Source organism: Faecalibacterium sp. Marseille-Q4164, assembly GCF_017377545.1.
In the GTDB taxonomy this organism is placed as follows: Bacteria; Bacillota; Clostridia; order Oscillospirales; family Ruminococcaceae; genus Faecalibacterium; species Faecalibacterium duncaniae.
Map to the genome: position 1 here is coordinate 1 of NZ_JAFREJ010000024.1, position 17,671 is coordinate 17,671.

Here is a 17,671-nt window from a genome sequence, read left to right on the forward strand (position 1 = left end):
CAACAAAGCAGACTACTCTGCGGACTGCTTCGCAGCCGCAGAGGTGCTGCACATTCTTTTTGACCACAAAAATGCGGAATGTCGCAGGATTATCCACCAGCGAAGCGCAGAAATCCAGCGATATGTTCGGCAAGTGTCGCTATCTGGACGAGATCACCGGCGGGCGTGGCGTGGTGTTCGCCACGGGCACGCCCGTGAGCAACTCCATGACCGAGTTGTACACGGTCATGCGGTACCTCCAGTACAGCACCTTGCAGCAGAAAAAGCTGACGCACTTCGACTGCTGGGCATCCACCTTTGGTGAGACGACCACGGCCATTGAGCTTGCCCCGGAAGGCTATACTTTAATAGGACGATAAACTTGATTGTCCTAAATTGAAAGATTCCATAAGAAAGGAGGTAGAACAAATGCCTAAAGAACCAAAAATCACCGCACTCTATGAGCGTTTGTCAAGAGATGATGATCTTGCTGGTGAATCGAATTCCATCACCAACCAAAAGAAATATCTGGAAGATTACGCACAAAAGAACGGCTTCAAGAACATCCGCCATTTTACAGATGATGGCTTTTCAGGTGTGAATTTCAATCGTCCCGGCTTTCAATCTCTAATAAAAGAGGTAGAAGCAGGAAATGTCGAAACGCTTATTGTGAAGGATATGAGCCGCTTAGGACGAAATTATCTGCAAGTCGGTTTTTATACGGAAGTTCTGTTCCCACAGAAAAACGTCCGATTCCTTGCAATCAACAACAGCATCGACAGCAACAATGCTTCAGACAATGATTTTGCTCCGTTTTTGAATATTATGAACGAATGGTATGCCAAAGACACGAGCAATAAAATCAAGGCTGTGTTCGATGCCCGGATGAAAGATGGAAAACGTTGCAGCGGCTCTATTCCGTATGGATATAACCGTTTGCCGAACGACAAGCAGACACTTGTTATTGATCCGGTGGCATCCGAAGTCGTAAAGCGCATTTTTCTTCTTGCGAACGAAGGAAAAAGCCCGCGGACAATCGCAGAACTGTTGACAGAGGAAAAAGTCCTGATTCCTGCTGCATACGCAAAGAAATATCACCCGGAGCAGTACAATGGGACAAAGTTCTCCAATCCGTACCTGTGGGGCACCTCCTCCGTAAGAACAATTTTAGGTCGGCAGGAATATCTGGGACACACTGTTTTACGAAAATCTGTAAGCACAAATTTCAAACTTCACAAGAGAAAAGAAACAGATGAAGATGAACAGTACGTTTTCCAGAACACGCATGAACCGATTATATCGCAAGAACTTTGGGATAGTGTTCAGAAACGCAGATGCCGAGTGAATCGTGCTTCTGCTTGGGGAACGCACACCAACCGTTTAAGCGGGTATCTGTATTGTGCCGACTGCGGCAGAAGATTGACCTTGCAAACACACTACAGTAAAAAGGATGGGTCTACTCAATATTCTTATCGTTGTGGTGGATATGCAAGTCGAGTGAATGGCTGTACTGCCCATTCAATCAGTGCCGATAATGTTGAAGCCCTGATATTGGCATCGGTCAAACGCTTTTCGAGATTTGTTCTAAAAGATGAAGAAACCTTCGCTTTGGAACTGCAATCACTTTGGAGAGAGAAACGTGAAGAAAAGCCGAAGCAGAACCAATCGGAATTGAAACGTTGTCAAAAACGCTATGATGAGCTTTCTGCCCTTATTCGTAGCCTGTACGAAAATCTTATGGCTGGACTGTTGCCCGAACGACAGTACAAGCAGCTGATGGCACAGTATGATAGCGAGCAGGCAGAATTGGAATCGAAGATGGAAACGATGAAATCCGAAATTGCCGAAGATAAGTCAAGTTCTGTTGATATTCAACATTTCATTTCGCTGATTCGTAAGTGCAAAAATCCAACAGAAATCTCCGATTCAATGTTTAACGAACTTGTCGATAAAATCGTTGTTTATGAAGCCGAGGGTGCAGGCAATGCCCGCACACAAAAGGTTGACATTTATTTCAACTATGTCGGCCAAGTCGATATTGCTTATACCGAGGAAGAACTTGCCGAACTGAAAGCGCAGAAGGAGCAGGAAGAACGGCAGCGCATGGAAAAGCAGCGCAAACGTGAAAAAGCCTACCGAGAAAAGCGAAAGGCAAAGAAAATCGCTGAAAACGGTGGCGAGATCATTAAAACCAAAACGTGTCCGCACTGCGGGAAGGTGTTTACACCTACGAGCAACCGACAGCTTTTCTGCTCAAGGGAATGCTGGAATCAGGCAAGACTGGAGCAAAAGAAAGCGGATAGAGAAGCCGAGAGAGGAACTCACTACTACCGGCAGCGCACCTGTGCCGTGTGCGGTCACTCCTACTGGCCTACACACAGCCAGCAGGAATTTTGTTCCGATGAGTGCAGAAGAATCAACCACAACAAGAAAACCTTGGAATTCTATCACAAGAAAAAAGGAAATCTAAAACCAGACCCAGAAGCAGTCCCAACGCCGAAACCAAAGGAGGATAACGCAGCATGACTACCTTAAAGAACACGCTCCACGACAGCAACAATGGTCTGGACTACACCCTTGTCAATGACCACTATCTGCCGAACCTGACCGCAGCAGCCCCGACAGAGCAGCACCCCACCGGGCGGTGGGGCCGCTTACATAAAAGGTATCTGAAAGAACATCATCCCATCCGGTACAATCAACTGCTCCTGTCCGGGGAGCTGGGTAGCCACCTTGCCAAGCTGGACAAGCAAGTCGAGGAGCAGCTTGCATTGACCGTCCGGCAGATGCGGGACAGTGCGGTTGGGTGACTTAAGAGAAAGAAAAAAGATACCACATATCGTTGAAAATTAAATTTCAAAATCATTAAAGGAGCGATTCAAATGAAACGAAATCAGAATTTCGACCATAATCACTCTCAAAAAGTGCTTTCCTGTCGCTACAACATGGACACCAACCGGGCGGAAGCCCGATTCGAGGATGGAACCATTCTTTCCATCGACTGCATCGTCATTGAGGACGAATATGGCAACACCCCGGCACAGCGAGCAGAACTGGACTGGCTACTTATATAACAAGCCCTTGGAATATACCCAGCTTGTGCTGAGTGGAGAAATCGAACATTATCTTTCACTTGGTTGCGATCACGGTAGACTAGAAGATTGACCTTTTTTCATAGAAATGTGATTGGCTGTTACAGAATGGCTCTTCAAAAAGCATTACAGAAAATCCGGAAACTTTTTTGAACCATAATAACTCAAAAAAGTTTCCGGATTTCTGTTTTTGTACGATTGCTATCGTATTTTCATTTTGCAATAGTTTTCATAATTGACCATTGTCCATTACAGAGAATATAGGTCTCTTCCTATAATTGGCTGACATTTTATAGCACACACATTTATTTTTGCATGGAATACCCACTGCTTCCATAAAATATTTACTCGAATAATTTTCCGCAAAATGGACAACGATCTTTCACTGTTAGTACAATTGAAAAGTGCTTCCCACAAAAAGGACAACGACGTGTTATAAAATCAAAAATATAGTCTATCAAAAGTACAACAACAGCTGCTATACGAAACTCAAATGCCCATAGTGCGCATACGACTATTGCTATGAAGATGAATACAGCTTTGCATAATGTGAGTTTTGTTTGGAATTTCATTTTTTATTCTTCTTTCAAGCATTTTCCTTATAAGACGGAACTCTGCATTGGAATCACCACTTTTTTGATAAAATTAGGAGCCATCACTTTCCGACAGCCATTCGTCTAGGATTCTTGATGCTATTTCAGCATATTCTTCATCTGTAGAAATAGATTTCAAATATTTGTAAAGAGTATCTTTTTCTTCTGCCGCCCCAATATAAGGAAGTTCTGCTCCAATTCCAGTTATGACAAGCGCTTCAAAATCCGTATCAGCCATCAGTTTGTTATGATTCAGTATACAAAGCGTATCTTCTGGAAATTCAACAAGCCGCTTAGACAATACCGAAAAACAATCTTCGGTATATCCGCCATCTGAAATTTTAAGTTCTTCTAATATTTGACTCGTTTCCATATCCTCAAGTTCTGATAAAAAATCTTGTGGATTTGATACCGATATGGAAACAGAGGATTCGGTGGAGGATGACGGTAGCGAATTTGTTGCGCAGGCGGATAAACTGGCCAGCATGATTGTGAGAATCACTATTTGAAATCGTTTCATCAGACATAACCTCCATTTTGTGTACTCCAACAGGAGCTTTTGTTTAGTCAACGTAGTTCACACTGTGTTTGTGACAGCTTTTTTGAAAAAAGTTCAAAATCTTGTCAGCTTTGGACGCTTCAACAAAAAAGTGTCCACACATTTGTAAATAATTACAAGCGTGTGGGCAAAAATTCAGCCAATTAGGAAATGCTCTCTGCAATTTTTAGAATCTCTTCACGCGGTATCTTTCCAATGATCGTATCCTCTGCACAGTTTGAAACCGTGCAGAAACCGTGCACTTACTCCAAAACAAACAAATTTAGACCTACCCCCTACCGACTTGACGACATTGGTTTGAGTGACCGAACATCAAAATCAAGTCATGGAGGCTCGCATATTGAGCAATCCATTTTCTTTCCACTGCATCATAGGGATAACCGGAATTCCCCAGCATCTCTTTTATTCAGGATTTTTCTACTGAAATCCGGATTCCAAATCCTCCCTCTGAGTATGCAATGCTTATCCATGTTTCATCTTTTCTTAGCAAAACGCCTGTCGAAACGCTTTCTGAAGCCGATGCCTCTTCAGCGTATCCTAAGGTTTTCAATTGGTCAATATATTTTTGTATTTCTTCTTCAGAGATATTATTATAAAAGATTGCATAATACCCAGCATTAGAACCATCCAATATATATTCTATCGTTCCACTTTCCGGCTCACAAATAAGCCTAGTGTATTCATTATCCGGCCAAACTGAAGTATAAATACATTTTACATCAGACGGATTGGTTCCTCCATGTGTAGCAAATTTTCCCTGACCTGAAAAACGAATGCAAAGAAAGACCAATATCAAAACTATAAAGGCAACCGCCATACTGCTAAAAAATTCCAATTTCTTATTCATTTGGCTTGCTCCATAATTCAAACGTACAAAGCCACGATTCTTTTCTTTCGACTCTAAAGAATCGTGGCTTTTATACCCATTATCTAATGCTTTTATTACGGAATCGTGATGTCGTAGGAAATGGAGAACTGGCCACCGTTTGCCAAAGCATTCAATTTGTTTTCAAGGAAATTATCTGCATTGGAATCACCTCCATCACGGTTTCCATTTTAGATGTTGATAATAGCAAAGCACAAATAGAAAAAATCCACAATATTGTAGCAAGACGGAGAAAAAATGTCACCAAAACGGTGTAAGCGCAAAGCAGGAATTGGTTCTTGATCTCTGTTGTGAGAGTTCACAAACGTCCGGGATGCTGTTGCCGGAAGGATGCTTTCTTCAATTTTCTTCCAGAATTCTCTGCAAATAGCGGGCTGTTTATGCTTCTTGAGAATCCATCTAGTGAATACCGACACCCTCCATGATCTTTTCTATCCAATTTGTGGAAGAATCATTTTTCTCACTAAATGACCCCAAATAATGTGACGAACTCTCAACCTCTATTATTACACCATCCGGCATTCTGTATTTTTCTAAACTGAGATTCAAACCTTTAAGTGGGATTGTTCTAGCCAGTTGAGGGATAGAAACTGTATGGAGAATATCAATTTTTGATAAACCTCTATACGTTTCTGTCTTTTCGGCTTCACTTAGCAACCGTTCTGCATACTGATTTGAAATAACTTGTATGCGAAATTGTTCTTTTTCATCCTCGTTCATCTCAAGTGGAACGCCGTGCAATGTGTCCACAATATAGGACGAAATTTTAGCGAAGTGCTCGTCAAAATCAGTGGTATCTTCGTTGGTCATATTTCTGTTCTACCCTCATTATAAGCTTTCCGGTCTGCTTAAAGTTACAGCTTTCAGCGTAAAGCTTCCGTAGTTTTTAATGCTAAATGATAGTTATCGAACTTTTCCACAGTTTTTGCAAAAACGTTCAGAAGAAGCATTTAATGTTCCGCAGTCCGGGCAATACCATCTTCCGTCTGGCATCGGTTCAACAGGCGAGGGCGTTTGGTGTGCTTTTGCTGGAGTTTGAACGGGTGATGCAGTAAACAGCGGCGCAATATTCACATCTCTACGGCCAACACCAGCGAGACTTCTAAAATCCCACGATTTAACTTCTTGTGCCAATGTCCGTTTTGGTTCAATATACTGACCGCACCGTTGGCAATATCGAACACCCAACTTGTTTTCATAACCACAATTTTTACAAGCCATCAAAAATCCCCCTTTGCTTCTTGTTTAGAGACTTTACCTTCCTTTATCGAATAGCTAAAATTATCGAACCCACTAAAAATAGTGTCGAAATTCCCAACATAATCCATGCGGACTTCACTTTTGGGCTATTACTACAACTTTTGAAAGATATTGCCATCTGAATATAATACAAAGCTACAATTCCATATGAGAAAAACAAAGCAGCCCAAGCATACGGCACTGCACTTTCAGGGGTTAGTCTCACAAGATTACCAAGCCATATCGAAACGCACCCCCAAAGTGGTAAAGGCGCACCAAGAAAGAAATCATTTTTCTTGTCCATTTTTGTCCTCCTGTGACCTGATAATACGGTTTTATGGCATATTATCTTTGCATGGATTTGCGAAACACTCAGCCTTAAATACACGAATTGAGAAATATACCAATTATCAGCATCAGCATTCCAAAAGTGATCTGTGAACCCAAAAGACCTCCACCAGCATCATTTTTATCAGTGCTTTTAATTGCTTTCACCAAAAATTTAGGGAATATCACGCCTAAAATCGCCATTAAAACTATTATTATTCCTCTCATTTGATTTTCTCCCCTCTTATGCACATATTAGGTCAACTATGATAACATCAAAGCACAAGAATCAATCAACGTCCACAATTTTGTAGCAAAACAGAGAAATTTTGTAACGAAATCGGTGTGCGTACAGATAGTATGTTCCCTAACAGTGGACATCCAGCATTAGGGGAGCACACCAAAGCTACCTTTCGCCATATTACAAGTCAATCGTCAACCAAAGGCTTTTGACTATTTGAAGTTTTGGCATAATCGTATTATACTTGTAAGGAACAGGGCTGTATGTTGTGTAATGAAAAGCGGTCCCATGTGCACATGTGCAATGGAGGGATTTCAAAATGAATGTCTTGGTTTGTGACGATGAACGGCAGATCGTTGATTCTATCATTGAAACACTTGAAAAGAAAACCGAAGAAACACAGGTATCATCAAGATTTTATGGATTTTCTCAACCAAGTCAAATAGACTTATCACTTCCGTATGATATTGCGCTTCTGGATATTGATATGGGCGAAACAAATGGAATTGAGCTTGCCAGAAAGTTACGAGCAGAAAATGAAAACATTGTGATTATCTTCATTACAAATTTTATTCAGTATGCTCCAGAGGGATTTGAAGTTCAAGCCTTTCGCTACTTACTAAAAGCAGATCTCTCTGCTAAACTTGATTCCTACTTTGATTCAGCTGTCCAAGAAGTACTTCGGCGGAAACAGCTTGTCACAATTTCAATCAACTCTGAAATTATCGATGTACCTGTAAATGACATTCTGTATTTAGAATCTCATCGAAGAATCATTGTTATGCACTTGTTGGACGAAAAACGCCCAACATACCAATTTTACGGCAACATAACGGAACTATCCGAAAAAATCGAGCCACTCGGTTTCCTTCGTATTCAAAAAAGCTATCTTGTCAATATGCACTATGTCGAAATCTTTCAATACAATAAAGTCCAATTGCGCGGTGGTCTTTGTCTGGCTCCAAGCGAAAAGAATTATAGTGAGCTAAAACAGAAATATTTACATTGGCGAGGTAAAAGTAGATGGATGCTTTGATCAGTTTGATTTACACAATCATAGATTCAGTCTGCGTATGTCTGTTTTTAGACGCTTTTGCTTCGCACCGTTGGAAAGGTCATAGATTCCTTGTCGGTGTAATAGTTCAAACTATTTTAATGTATGCATCCATTGAATTCAGTGTTATTGCCTTAAATCGAAACCAAATCGTCAAAATTCTTTTGATTCTACTATCCTGCTTTATTGTTGCCAGAACTCTATATGAGAATATCTCAGGAAAGTTTTTATTATTTCTTATCGTTGTAGAATATCTCTTGACTTATAGTTTATCTTTCGCAGTCGGAATGCTTGCAACATCGGTTTGTGGGATGGATGCTCAGACGTTTCAAGCCGATAAGACATTATCTCTAATCTATGGAATCTCTTATTATTCTGCTGAATTATTTATTATTGCGCTATTTCGCAAAATGATGCTTCAGCGTATGGGCAACAGACCCAGAAGCGATGCTCAACATTCGCAGCTGATACTGTACTTTCTATTTCCATGCGCATCGTTTGTAATGCTTGTGATCCTACTTTACGTTACAAGCGGTCATAATATAGAAGAGTTTGTTTCTGCTGGCTGTTGTATTCTCATTTTTATTTCAAACGTCGCAGTCCTCTTTTTATTGGAGCGAATGGAGTATGCCGCATCGGAAAGAGAACAGTTATTGATGCTTAACCAGCAGATTCAGCTGCAATCGAAAAACATGACTTCGGCAAGCGAACTTTATTCTGCCCAAAGGAAAAAAGTTCACGATTTCCGGGCGCACCTGAATATCCTAAATCAATTGATGAAGAATCAAGAGTATTCTGCCGCTGAAGAATATCTTGAAAAAATCACCGAACAGCAAACTGATCGGCTATTCCTTGTCAACACACATCATCCCATCTTGGACGCACTTTTCAATACAAAAGCCGCCGAAGCAACTCAAAAGAAGATCAGCATTGATTTTGAAGTGAATGATCTATCCAAGCTTCCATTTGATGCCTCCGATATGGTAGTGCTTCTATCAAACCTTTTGGATAATGCCATTGAAGCGTGTCAGCAGTATGATAAGGGCGATAAAGCGATTCATGTCATGGCCGTTGCACAGCAAGACTTTTTTGTCTCTGTCCGAAACACATCGGAACCTGTTGTAATTATAAATGGTTCCATTCCAACGACAAAACCAGAACCACAGATGCATGGCTTTGGACTTGCGAACATCCGGCTGATTCTCGAAAAATACAGTGGAGAGTATACGATGTTCTATGAAAATGGGTGGTTCCAGTTCACCGCTGATATACCGTTCACTCCGATTTCGTGACAGATTTTCTCCATGTTAGTACAAAAGCATGGACGAAATCTTCTATTGTATGTATAGTAACAATAAGATGCAGATGATTTCAACGCATCTATAAGAGTTCGCATATAGTGGTTTGTTTCTTGAAGAAGGGAGTGTGTCAGCATGAAAAAATTGAAACCAATCCTATTTGCAATTGTGATTCTAATATTGCTTTTATTTATTATTGGTGGAATGCTGGAACTGCTTCCTCAACCGCTTTTCGTCTTGTCATCACAAACCATTCTGGTTATATTGGTCTGTGGCGGTGCATTGATAATCGGACTTCTGCTGAAATTTTTCGACAAGAAGTGAGATTCTTAGGAGTTTCTATGTTGCCATTTTTCAATCAAAAAGAGCTGGTTGTTTGCTCGAATCAATCTCAATACCAAAAATACACATCGCTTTTAGAAAAGGCAGGAATAACCTATCGAACAAAAGCACGCGATTTATCATCACCGTCTCTGTTTTCGATGGGAACCCGTGAAAGAGCCGGAACGGCATTTCAAAAGGTCAATTATCAAATGCTCTACACAATATACGTTCGCAAAGCCGATTACGAACGTGCTGTTCACGTTATTCTTGCTTGATTAAATATGAACACTCCATTCAATTAAGACTACTGTTTATGGTACAATGACTATGTCAGATTTATTAAAAAAGATAGCGTATTGGGCTTTAGTGCTAACTCTTGTAGTCGCTGAGATTGGCTCCTTTTTCGATTTATTTAATATCAATCCTTGGTGCTATCCTGTTTATGCTGCGTTGCTGATACTATATAATAAATTTTCTTCATACAATCCGATAAGTGAGAATCTAATTTCAAAAATTATTGCAATATGTTTCATTGTTGCAGCAGTAGCTCTTACTATAATAAAAGGACTGGTTGCATAAAGGGGTGAAGAAAGTTTATGGATTGGAACATTGGTTGGGTATTTTGGATTGGCTGTTCGTATTTTCTGACAATCGTAAACTGCTATTTTGTACTTGTCAAAAAGGCAAAATATAATTACATCATCGGAGTGTCTGGGATTGCCTTTTTCTCAGTTGCCTTTCTTGAAGAATTACGAATGTTTTCGCAATGGATTGAAGATGGAGAAGTTGGAATGCTAACCCACGCTCTTCAAAATCTTCCAGTTCAATTTACCATCAGATTTTTAATAGTTGTAGGCATAACAGCACTGTTAATAATAATTGATTTACATCGCACAAAATAGTCCTAATCCAAACCACAGATAGTAACCATTATGGATACGCAATAGAACTTTTACTGCGAAAATTCTATTGCATTGTGAGAATTAAATATGTTCCCCTGGCCAAATGATTAGTGTGCATCCATACTGATTGTTTGGCTTTTTATTTTCTGAAAAAGGAGTGTGATGCCATTGACCCAACCGAAAACAGACCTAGCCTACCTCCGTAACGAAAAAGCCAAAGCAGAGCAGAAGCTGCGCTCTTGCCAGCACCGGGAGAAAATCCTTGAACGCCAGATGTCGGAGCTGAACCGGAGAGAGCGTGTGCACCGTCTTTGTACCCGTGCTGGAATGCTGGAAAGCTTTCTGGTCTGTCCGGGAGAACTGACCGATGATCAGGTGATGGAACTGCTGAAGATCTCGTTCCGTCAACCGGAAGTCGTGCTGGCACTTGCAAAGATGGTGCATGACGTTCACGAACGCAGCAACGTCCAAAACCCTTTAGAATAAAGGGCGCAATTATACACCGTTCCGGTGAAATTGCGGTCTTGCAGACAGCTCGATGAAATCGAAGCTGGCGTTTGTGCGCCAGCCCGATTCCATCCCAAGGAAAACTGCATTTTCCTTGCGCTGCTTTGCAGCTATCCTTTTGCGGCTCCCGCCTGAAACCGAAGCGCACAGCACTCCGTTCCAAGGTGGCGAGCACAACCGAATACGATTCCAGACCGTTCACAAGAGCAATCTTGTTGGGCGGTCTTTTTGTTTGGGGGTGATGCCTATTCCGTGTCCGCATTTCAAAATCACCATCGTCAAGCGCAGCCAAGGGCAGTCCGCTGTTGCCGGGGCCGCTTACCAAAGCGGCGAACGGCTATTCAGTGAGTACGACCAGAAAACGAAATTCTACAACAAGAAGAAAGAACTTGTCCACGCTGAGATCATGCTGCCGTCCCATGCGCCACCCGGATATGCAGACCGGGCAACGCTTTGGAACGCCGTGGAAGCCGTGGAGAACCAGTGGAACTCCCAGCTTGCCCGGCGCATCGTGCTGGCGTTTCCGGTGGAAGTCCCGAAAGAGCGGTATCTGTCCATGATAAAGGAATTCTGTCAGGAGCAGTTTGTTTCCAAGGGCATGATTGCCGACTTTGCCATTCACGACAAGGGAGATGGAAACCCACACGCCCACATTCTGCTGACGCTCCGGGCAATGGACGAACACGGTAAATGGTTGCCGAAAGCCCGAAAGGTTTACGACCTTGACGAGAACGGCGAGCGCATCCAGCTCCCCTCCGGCAACTGGAAGTGCCACAAGGAAAACACTGTAGACTGGAACGACCAGAAGTACGCCGAGGTCTGGCGGCATAGCTGGGAAACCATCACCAACCGCTATCTGGAAGTGGCTGGCCGCCCGGAACGTGTTGACCTGCGCTCCTTTGAGCGGCAGGGCATCCAGCAGATACCGACCGTGCATCTCGGCCCCGCCGCACACCAGATGGAAAAGCGTGGAGTGGAAACCTTTCTCGGAAACCTGAACCGGGACATTCGAGCCGCCAACAGCCTGATGCAGTCCATCCGCAGCACCATCCGTGGTCTGCAACGCTGGATCGCAGACCTGAACGAAAAGAAGCAGCTTCTTCTGGACGCTCTGGAAAAAGCAAAAGAACCCACGCTTTCTGATTTGCTGGTGGACTACTTCAATCTCCGCAACGAGCAGCGCAGCGATTGGTCTGGCAAGGCAAAACTGAAATGCACTGTCCGGGACTTTGAGGAAGTCAAACGGGCGGTGGACTATCTGAAAGCCCATTCCCTGAACACCATCGAGGATTTGGATACCGCAATTTCTAACCTGAACCAGACCGCCGCCCCTCTCCGCAGGCAGTTGAAGCAAAATGAAAACCGTATGAGGGCAATCGCCCAAATCAAGGACGCTGCCGCCGTCCATGCCAAGCTGAAGCCCATCCACGACGCCTTTATCAAGAAGAACTTCAAGCTGACCAAGGACGCTTATGCCGCCCAGCACAAAGAGGAGCTTGACACCTTTAATAAAGCTGTCCGCACCCTGATGAAGCTGAACGGCAGTACGACTGTGGATTTTTCGGCATTGGATGCCGAATTTTCTGCGCTGCAATCCGGCAGCGCAGAACTGCGTACCAAACTGGAAACCTTGCAGCCGGACGTCTCTGCCCTGAAAAATATCCGCAAATATATTGACATGGTGCTGAATAAACAGCAGCTTTCTGCACCGGGCGGTAAGATGCCGGAGAAGGAATCGGTGCTGAAAAAGCTGGAAGAAGCCAAGGCAACGCAATCCCAGAAGAAAACCGAACAGAAGAATCACGCACAGGAGCTTTAAGGAGGAAGTAGCATGACCTACACCCAAGCCCAGATCGACAAAGCCAATGCGGTGGATCTGGAAAAATTTCTCCGGGCACAGGGCGAAACGCTGGTGCGCAGCGGAAAAGAATACCGATGGAAAGTCCACGACAGCCTGACCGTCTGCGGAAACAAATGGTTCCGGCACAGCCAGAGCAAGGGCGGCTTGCCGGTGGATTTCGTGATGGAATTTTACGGCAAGTCCTTCCCCGAAGCGGTGCAGATGCTGACCGGAGAGCCGGGTGAAGTCCAGCCGGAGACTGACCCCGCCCCCTCTCCGGCGTTTCGTTTGCCGCTGAGGAACGTCACCAACGCCAACATCCTGAACTATCTGACACAGGAGCGGAAACTCAGCCCCTCGCTGGTGAACTTCTTCATCGCTGCCGGAGATATTTACGAGGACACCGCCCACCACAACGTGGTCTTTGTGGGGCGGGATGCAGACGGGCATCCCCGCTACGCAAGCAGCCGTGGGATTCAGGAAAAGTTTCGGCAGGATGCAGCCGGCGCAGAAAAGGCGTTTGGCTTTGCCCACCGTGGCACTGACAAGCAGTTGCTGGTCTTTGAAGCCCCCATCGACCTGCTGTCCTTCATCGAACTGTTCCCGAAAAACTGGCAGCAGCACAATTATCTGTCGCTGGGCGGGGTGTCGGGCAAGGCGCTGCGGCAGTTTCTTTCTGAACGCCCGGACGTGGAGAGGATATTCCTCTGTCTGGATGCCGACAAAGCCGGAGAGGATGCCTGCAAGCGTCTGGCTGCTCTGCTGCCGGACACTGTGAGCGTGACCCGCATCCAGCCCTGCATGAAGGACTGGAACGAGGTTCTGGTGCACCGGGCAGAGGTCCCGAACCGCAATTATTTCAAAAGCATTGTGCTGAAAGAGCCGTCAAAACCGGAAACGGTGAAGATCATCCGCATGAGCGATGTGGAGCTGACCCCGGTGGAATGGCTTTGGAAGCCGTATCTGCCCTTTGGGAAACTAAGCGTACTGCAGGGCAATCCGGGCGAGGGCAAGACCTACTTTGCCATGCACCTTGCCGCTGCCTGCACCAACGGAAAGCTGCTGCCCAACATGGAACGCATGGAACCCTTCAACGTGATCTACCAGACCGCAGAGGACGGTCTGGGCGATACGGTCAAGCCCCGCCTGATCGAAGCTGGTGCAGACCTTGACCGGGTGCTGGTCATTGACGACAGCGAGATGCAGCTGACACTTTCCGATGAACGAATTGAAAAAGCCATTATCGAGAACAACGCCCGACTGGTCATCATCGACCCAATCCAGGCATATCTCGGTGCCGATGTGGACATGAACCGGGCGAACGAAGTCCGTCCGATCTTCATGCGGCTGGGACAGGTAGCGCAGCGAACAGGCTGCGCTATTTTGCTAATCGGGCATCTGAACAAGGCCGCTGGAATGCAGAGCTTGCAGCGGGGCCTCGGCTCCATCGACATTGCTGCCGCCGTGCGCAGCGTCATGTTCATCGGCAAGCTGAAGCACGACCCCACCATGCGCATCTTGACCCACGAGAAAAGTTCTCTTGCCCCGCCGGGAGCGTCACTGGCGTTCTCTCTGGGGGACGAGGGTGGCTTCCGCTGGGTCGGCGAGTACGACATTACCGCAGACGAGATGCTGTCCGGCATCGAGCCGCAGCGGGAAACCAAGACCCAGCAAGCCAAAGACCTGATCTGCACCCTGCTTGCCGGAGGAAAGCAGGTGCTCAGCGAGGACATCGACAAGGCTGCACTGGAAAGGGGCATCCCCGGCAGAACTGTCCGAGATGCCAAGCGGGAACTGGGCGATGCCCTGAAAAGCAAGATCGTGGAAGGCCGCAAAAAGGTCTTTTGGATGGAATAAGCCATTTGGCTGGCAGAAAATTTTGGCTGGCAAGAAAATCATGGTACACCCACAGTTGCCAGTCTGCCAGCCAAACTCTGAAAATGACGATAAAAGGAGAAAATCAATGGAAAATCAGAATTCGAGTTATTCGGTGCAGATCGGTAAAACCACCTTTATTGTGTGCGTGAAGCAGTCCGAAACTGCCAAAAAGCCGATTGAAAAGATGTTCAAGGATATGTGCAGACACGAAATTACAAGGGCTTCCTTGCGGACAACCTGATGAATTTAGAAAAATTACCGAAAACCTCTTGACGAAGTCCAGCCCGAGGGTACCGGCTACCGTGCCCGCACCCGGTTCGCCAAGTTTTTCAACCTCCCGGAGTTGATGTCCATGTTCAAGGAGGTTGCGGACATCAAGACCAGCGACCAGCTCCATCTGCCTGTGCCCGAAGCAAAGTTTGAGACCGTGGTGGCAAAGCCGTCCGACGTTCAAAAAGAGATGGTGCAAGAACTGAGCAAACGTGCCGCAGATATCCACTCCGGTGCAGTAGATGCCTCCGTGGACAATATGCTCTGTGTCACCAACGACGGCAGAAAGATCGGCTTGGATGTGCGCCTGATGAACCCCATGCTGCCGGACGACCCCAACAGCAAATTGAACGTCTGTGTGCAGAACGTGTTGAAGATCTGGGAGGAGGGCAAAGATCAGAAGCTGACCCAACTTTTGTTCTGCGACCTCTCGACGCCGAAAAACGACGGCAACTTTAACGTGTACGATGACATTCGCAAGAAGCTGGTTGCCGCCGGTGTGCCAGAGAACGAGATCGAGTTTATCCACAACGCCGACACCGAAGCGAAAAAGGCGGCATTGTTCTCCAAAGTGCGCTCTGGCGATGTGCGAGTTTTGCTTGGAAGCACGGCGAAAATGGGAGCGGGCACCAACGTCCAGTCCCGACTTGTGGCGGTGCATCATCTGGATGTTGGCTGGAAGCCCAGTGACATGACCCAGCGCAATGGTCGAATCATCCGACAGGGCAATATGAATAAAGAAGTCAAGGTGTTTAACTACGTTACGGAAGGGACATTTGACAGTTATTTGTTCCAAACTTTGGAAAACAAACAGCGATTTATCAGCCAAATCATGACTTCAAAATCCCCGGTGCGCTCCTGCGAAGATGTAGACGAACAGGCACTTTCCTATGCGGAGATCAAGGCACTTTGCGTCGGAAATCCGCTCATCAAAGAGAAGATGGACTTGGATGTGCAGGTGGCAAAGCTGAAGGTGCTGAAAGCCGACCACCAGAGCCAGAAATTCCGCCTGCAAGACAAGCTGCTGACCAAATTCCCGGCTGATATTCAGGAGACGAACGCCCACATTGCCGGGCTGAAAGCCGATGCACAGCTTGCCGCCGCCCACCCGCAGGTGCAAGAGGGTTTCTGCGGCATGACCATCAAGGGCGTGACCTACGATGAGAAAAAGACCGCCGGTGAGCGACTGGTCCTCGCTTGTTCCGAACTGCCCAACGCCGAAGAAAAGGTCATCGGCAGCTACCGGGGCTTTGAACTGTCCCTGCGGTTCGATACCTTCCGCAGTGAGTATCAGGCACTTTTGAAGGGGCAGCGGAAGTACATGGTGCCCTTGGGCACCGACCCGCTGGGCAACATTATCCGGCTGGATAATTCGCTGAACAGCTTCCCGGAGCGCATCACCGCCGCAGAGAACGAGCTGGCTACCCTGCATCAGCAGCAGGCGGCGGCGCAGATTGAGGTGGAAAAGCCCTTCCCACAGGAGGAAGAACTAGCAGAGAAGTCCGCTCGGCTTGCAGAGCTGAACGCCCAGTTGGACGTGGACGAAAAGAGCCACGAGCCGGAACAGGAGGAAGAACCAGACGAGGATGCACCCCGCCGCCCTTCAGTGCTGGCGGCGTTGGAGGAAAAATCCGATAAGCCGGAGCCTGTGAAGCCCTTCCGCAGTTACTACGACAAGGATGGTGATGCACGATGAAAGAAAAGCGGGATGAAACCATCATCCTGCGCTTGAGCAAAACAGAAAAGAACCGTATCTATGAAAAGATGCTCAGTATGAGCATCCGAAGCCTGAGTGCCTATATCCGCAAGATGGCACTGGACGGCTATTGCCTGCACCTCGACTTGAAAGAACTGCAACGCATGGCATATCTCTTGCAGATGTGCAGCAACAATCTGAACCAGTACGCCAAAGCCGCCAATGAAAATGGTCGGATCTATGCCGCCGACATGGAGGACCTGCGGCAGCGGCTGGATGAACTGATTGACATTGGCAAGCAAATTCTTTCCAAGCTGGCAGAGCTATAAAAATTCCCGCAGTTGGAGGACTGCGGGTGTACATATAATGCTTGACATCCTTGCAACGCAGTAGTCGATACCTTTATAATAAGGGCGAACAGGAAGGAAGTGCTTGATATGATGTCTATGCTGAAGAAAATTGTTCTTTTCCCGATTTCTCTCTTTGTAGCGTTTCTAGCTCTGATGGCAAGGTGGCTGCTAACCCTGTCCAGCTATGTAGTTGCTCCGCTGATGCTCTACATCTTCGGCTGCGGCATCTACACTGCTTACCGTCAGACTTGGAATCAGTTCTTTATCCTGCTGGTGGCCGAGTTCATCTGCTTCATCCTCTTTTTCGGTGCAACTGCCATCACCGAGGGCATCGGGCGTTTCAGTGAGTGGCTTGCAGAACTGTGAGGGATGCTATGGAAAACCAGAAATTGGAGGATTGCTATTCTGCGCACAGCAGCACGATTTTTTCTGAAATGCTAGGTGAGGATGAAAACTATCAGCGACTGAAAAAAGCCAAAAGAGCAGCTGAGGAAGCCTTGCAGAGCGTTATCAGCAAAGAAGCGTGGAAGCAATATCTCGCCTTAGATGAGATCTGCAACGAGTTGGAATGCGCCAGATACAAGGCAATGTATCTGGCGGGTGCTGCCGATTACGAAAAAATATCCAAATGATCTC

Annotated in this window: 19 protein-coding genes and 2 pseudogenes; 16 read left to right on the forward strand and 5 right to left on the reverse strand. The window is 45.9% G+C overall.

What is annotated here, in order from left to right; genetic code table 11:
• From J3352_RS13180 to J3352_RS13195, 4 genes and pseudogenes are all read left to right on the forward strand, one after another.
• A pseudogene (locus tag J3352_RS13180) lies at window positions 1–338 on the forward strand (hypothetical protein); the annotation flags it as partial.
• Window positions 339–408: 70 nt separating this feature from the next.
• Window positions 409–2,505: a recombinase family protein gene (locus J3352_RS13185; RefSeq protein WP_156067012.1), complete on the forward strand. Its 2,097-nt coding sequence runs from the start codon at window positions 409–411 to the stop codon at window positions 2,503–2,505.
• Window positions 2,502–2,789, forward strand: a complete 288-nt coding sequence (locus tag J3352_RS13190) for a TnpV protein (RefSeq protein WP_156067009.1) — start codon at window positions 2,502–2,504, stop codon at window positions 2,787–2,789. Before J3352_RS13185 ends, J3352_RS13190 begins: the two co-directional genes overlap by 4 nt.
• 135 nt (window positions 2,790–2,924) lie before the next feature.
• Window positions 2,925–3,144 (forward strand): annotated as a pseudogene (locus J3352_RS13195) (DUF6061 family protein).
• 572 nt (window positions 3,145–3,716) lie between these two features.
• Here J3352_RS13195 and J3352_RS13200 read toward each other — a convergent pair.
• The 5 genes from J3352_RS13200 to J3352_RS13220 all read right to left on the reverse strand — a co-directional run bounded on the left by J3352_RS13200 (window position 3,717) and on the right by J3352_RS13220 (window position 6,652).
• Entirely contained in the window at window positions 3,717–4,184 is a 468-nt protein-coding gene (locus J3352_RS13200) for a hypothetical protein (RefSeq protein ID WP_242651835.1), read from the reverse strand.
• A gap of 445 nt (window positions 4,185–4,629) precedes the next feature.
• Window positions 4,630–5,070: a hypothetical protein gene (locus J3352_RS13205; protein WP_005929376.1), complete on the reverse strand. Its 441-nt coding sequence runs from the start codon at window positions 5,068–5,070 to the stop codon at window positions 4,630–4,632.
• A 438-nt stretch (window positions 5,071–5,508) separates the two neighbouring features.
• Window positions 5,509–5,919, reverse strand: coding sequence for a hypothetical protein (locus J3352_RS13210; RefSeq protein WP_112115049.1), 411 nt, complete (start codon window positions 5,917–5,919; stop codon window positions 5,509–5,511).
• Between the two features lie 93 nt (window positions 5,920–6,012).
• On the reverse strand, window positions 6,013–6,330 hold the full coding sequence (locus tag J3352_RS13215; protein ID WP_097783021.1) for a zinc-ribbon domain-containing protein: 318 nt from the start codon (window positions 6,328–6,330) through the stop codon (window positions 6,013–6,015).
• Window positions 6,331–6,373: 43 nt separating this feature from the next.
• A complete protein-coding gene (locus J3352_RS13220; RefSeq protein ID WP_015537337.1) occupies window positions 6,374–6,652 on the reverse strand; it encodes a hypothetical protein in 279 nt (92 codons plus the stop codon).
• Between the two features lie 583 nt (window positions 6,653–7,235).
• Here J3352_RS13220 and J3352_RS13225 point away from each other — a divergent pair.
• The 12 genes from J3352_RS13225 to J3352_RS13280 all read left to right on the forward strand — a co-directional run bounded on the left by J3352_RS13225 (window position 7,236) and on the right by J3352_RS13280 (window position 17,667).
• On the forward strand, window positions 7,236–7,952 hold the full coding sequence (locus J3352_RS13225; protein WP_156067006.1) for a LytTR family DNA-binding domain-containing protein: 717 nt from the start codon (window positions 7,236–7,238) through the stop codon (window positions 7,950–7,952).
• Window positions 7,940–9,262, forward strand: a complete 1,323-nt coding sequence (locus J3352_RS13230) for a sensor histidine kinase (RefSeq protein ID WP_156067003.1) — start codon at window positions 7,940–7,942, stop codon at window positions 9,260–9,262. Before J3352_RS13225 ends, J3352_RS13230 begins: the two co-directional genes overlap by 13 nt.
• A gap of 119 nt (window positions 9,263–9,381) precedes the next feature.
• Entirely contained in the window at window positions 9,382–9,867 is a 486-nt protein-coding gene (locus J3352_RS13235; protein ID WP_156067000.1) for a hypothetical protein, read from the forward strand.
• 321 nt (window positions 9,868–10,188) lie between these two features.
• Window positions 10,189–10,494 carry a hypothetical protein gene (locus J3352_RS13240; RefSeq protein WP_156066996.1) on the forward strand — a complete coding sequence of 102 codons (306 nt, stop codon included), beginning with the start codon at window positions 10,189–10,191 and terminating at the stop codon, window positions 10,492–10,494.
• Window positions 10,495–10,656: 162 nt separating this feature from the next.
• The gene (locus J3352_RS13245) at window positions 10,657–10,980 is read left to right on the forward strand and encodes a DUF3847 domain-containing protein (RefSeq protein WP_156067026.1); all 324 of its coding nucleotides are present in this window, start codon (window positions 10,657–10,659) and stop codon (window positions 10,978–10,980) included.
• A gap of 268 nt (window positions 10,981–11,248) precedes the next feature.
• Complete coding sequence (gene mobQ, locus J3352_RS13250) at window positions 11,249–12,820, forward strand: MobQ family relaxase (protein WP_347562999.1); 1,572 nt, start codon at window positions 11,249–11,251, stop codon at window positions 12,818–12,820.
• 12 nt (window positions 12,821–12,832) lie between these two features.
• Window positions 12,833–14,698 (forward strand): AAA family ATPase, encoded by a 1,866-nt coding sequence (locus J3352_RS13255; protein ID WP_156066990.1) that lies wholly within the window; start codon window positions 12,833–12,835, stop codon window positions 14,696–14,698.
• 106 nt (window positions 14,699–14,804) lie between these two features.
• Entirely contained in the window at window positions 14,805–14,960 is a 156-nt protein-coding gene (locus tag J3352_RS13260) for a transposon-encoded TnpW family protein (RefSeq protein WP_117532921.1), read from the forward strand.
• Window positions 14,961–15,071: 111 nt separating this feature from the next.
• Window positions 15,072–16,685 (forward strand): helicase C-terminal domain-containing protein, encoded by a 1,614-nt coding sequence (locus J3352_RS13265; RefSeq protein WP_242699974.1) that lies wholly within the window; start codon window positions 15,072–15,074, stop codon window positions 16,683–16,685.
• On the forward strand, window positions 16,682–17,014 hold the full coding sequence (gene mobC, locus J3352_RS13270) for a plasmid mobilization relaxosome protein MobC (RefSeq protein WP_156066984.1): 333 nt from the start codon (window positions 16,682–16,684) through the stop codon (window positions 17,012–17,014). Before J3352_RS13265 ends, mobC begins: the two co-directional genes overlap by 4 nt.
• Before the next feature lie 108 nt (window positions 17,015–17,122).
• Window positions 17,123–17,401, forward strand: a complete 279-nt coding sequence (locus J3352_RS13275; RefSeq protein ID WP_055187087.1) for a hypothetical protein — start codon at window positions 17,123–17,125, stop codon at window positions 17,399–17,401.
• Window positions 17,402–17,409: 8 nt separating this feature from the next.
• Window positions 17,410–17,667 (forward strand): hypothetical protein, encoded by a 258-nt coding sequence (locus tag J3352_RS13280; protein ID WP_156066981.1) that lies wholly within the window; start codon window positions 17,410–17,412, stop codon window positions 17,665–17,667.
• The last annotated feature ends 4 nt before the right edge of the window (window positions 17,668–17,671 follow it).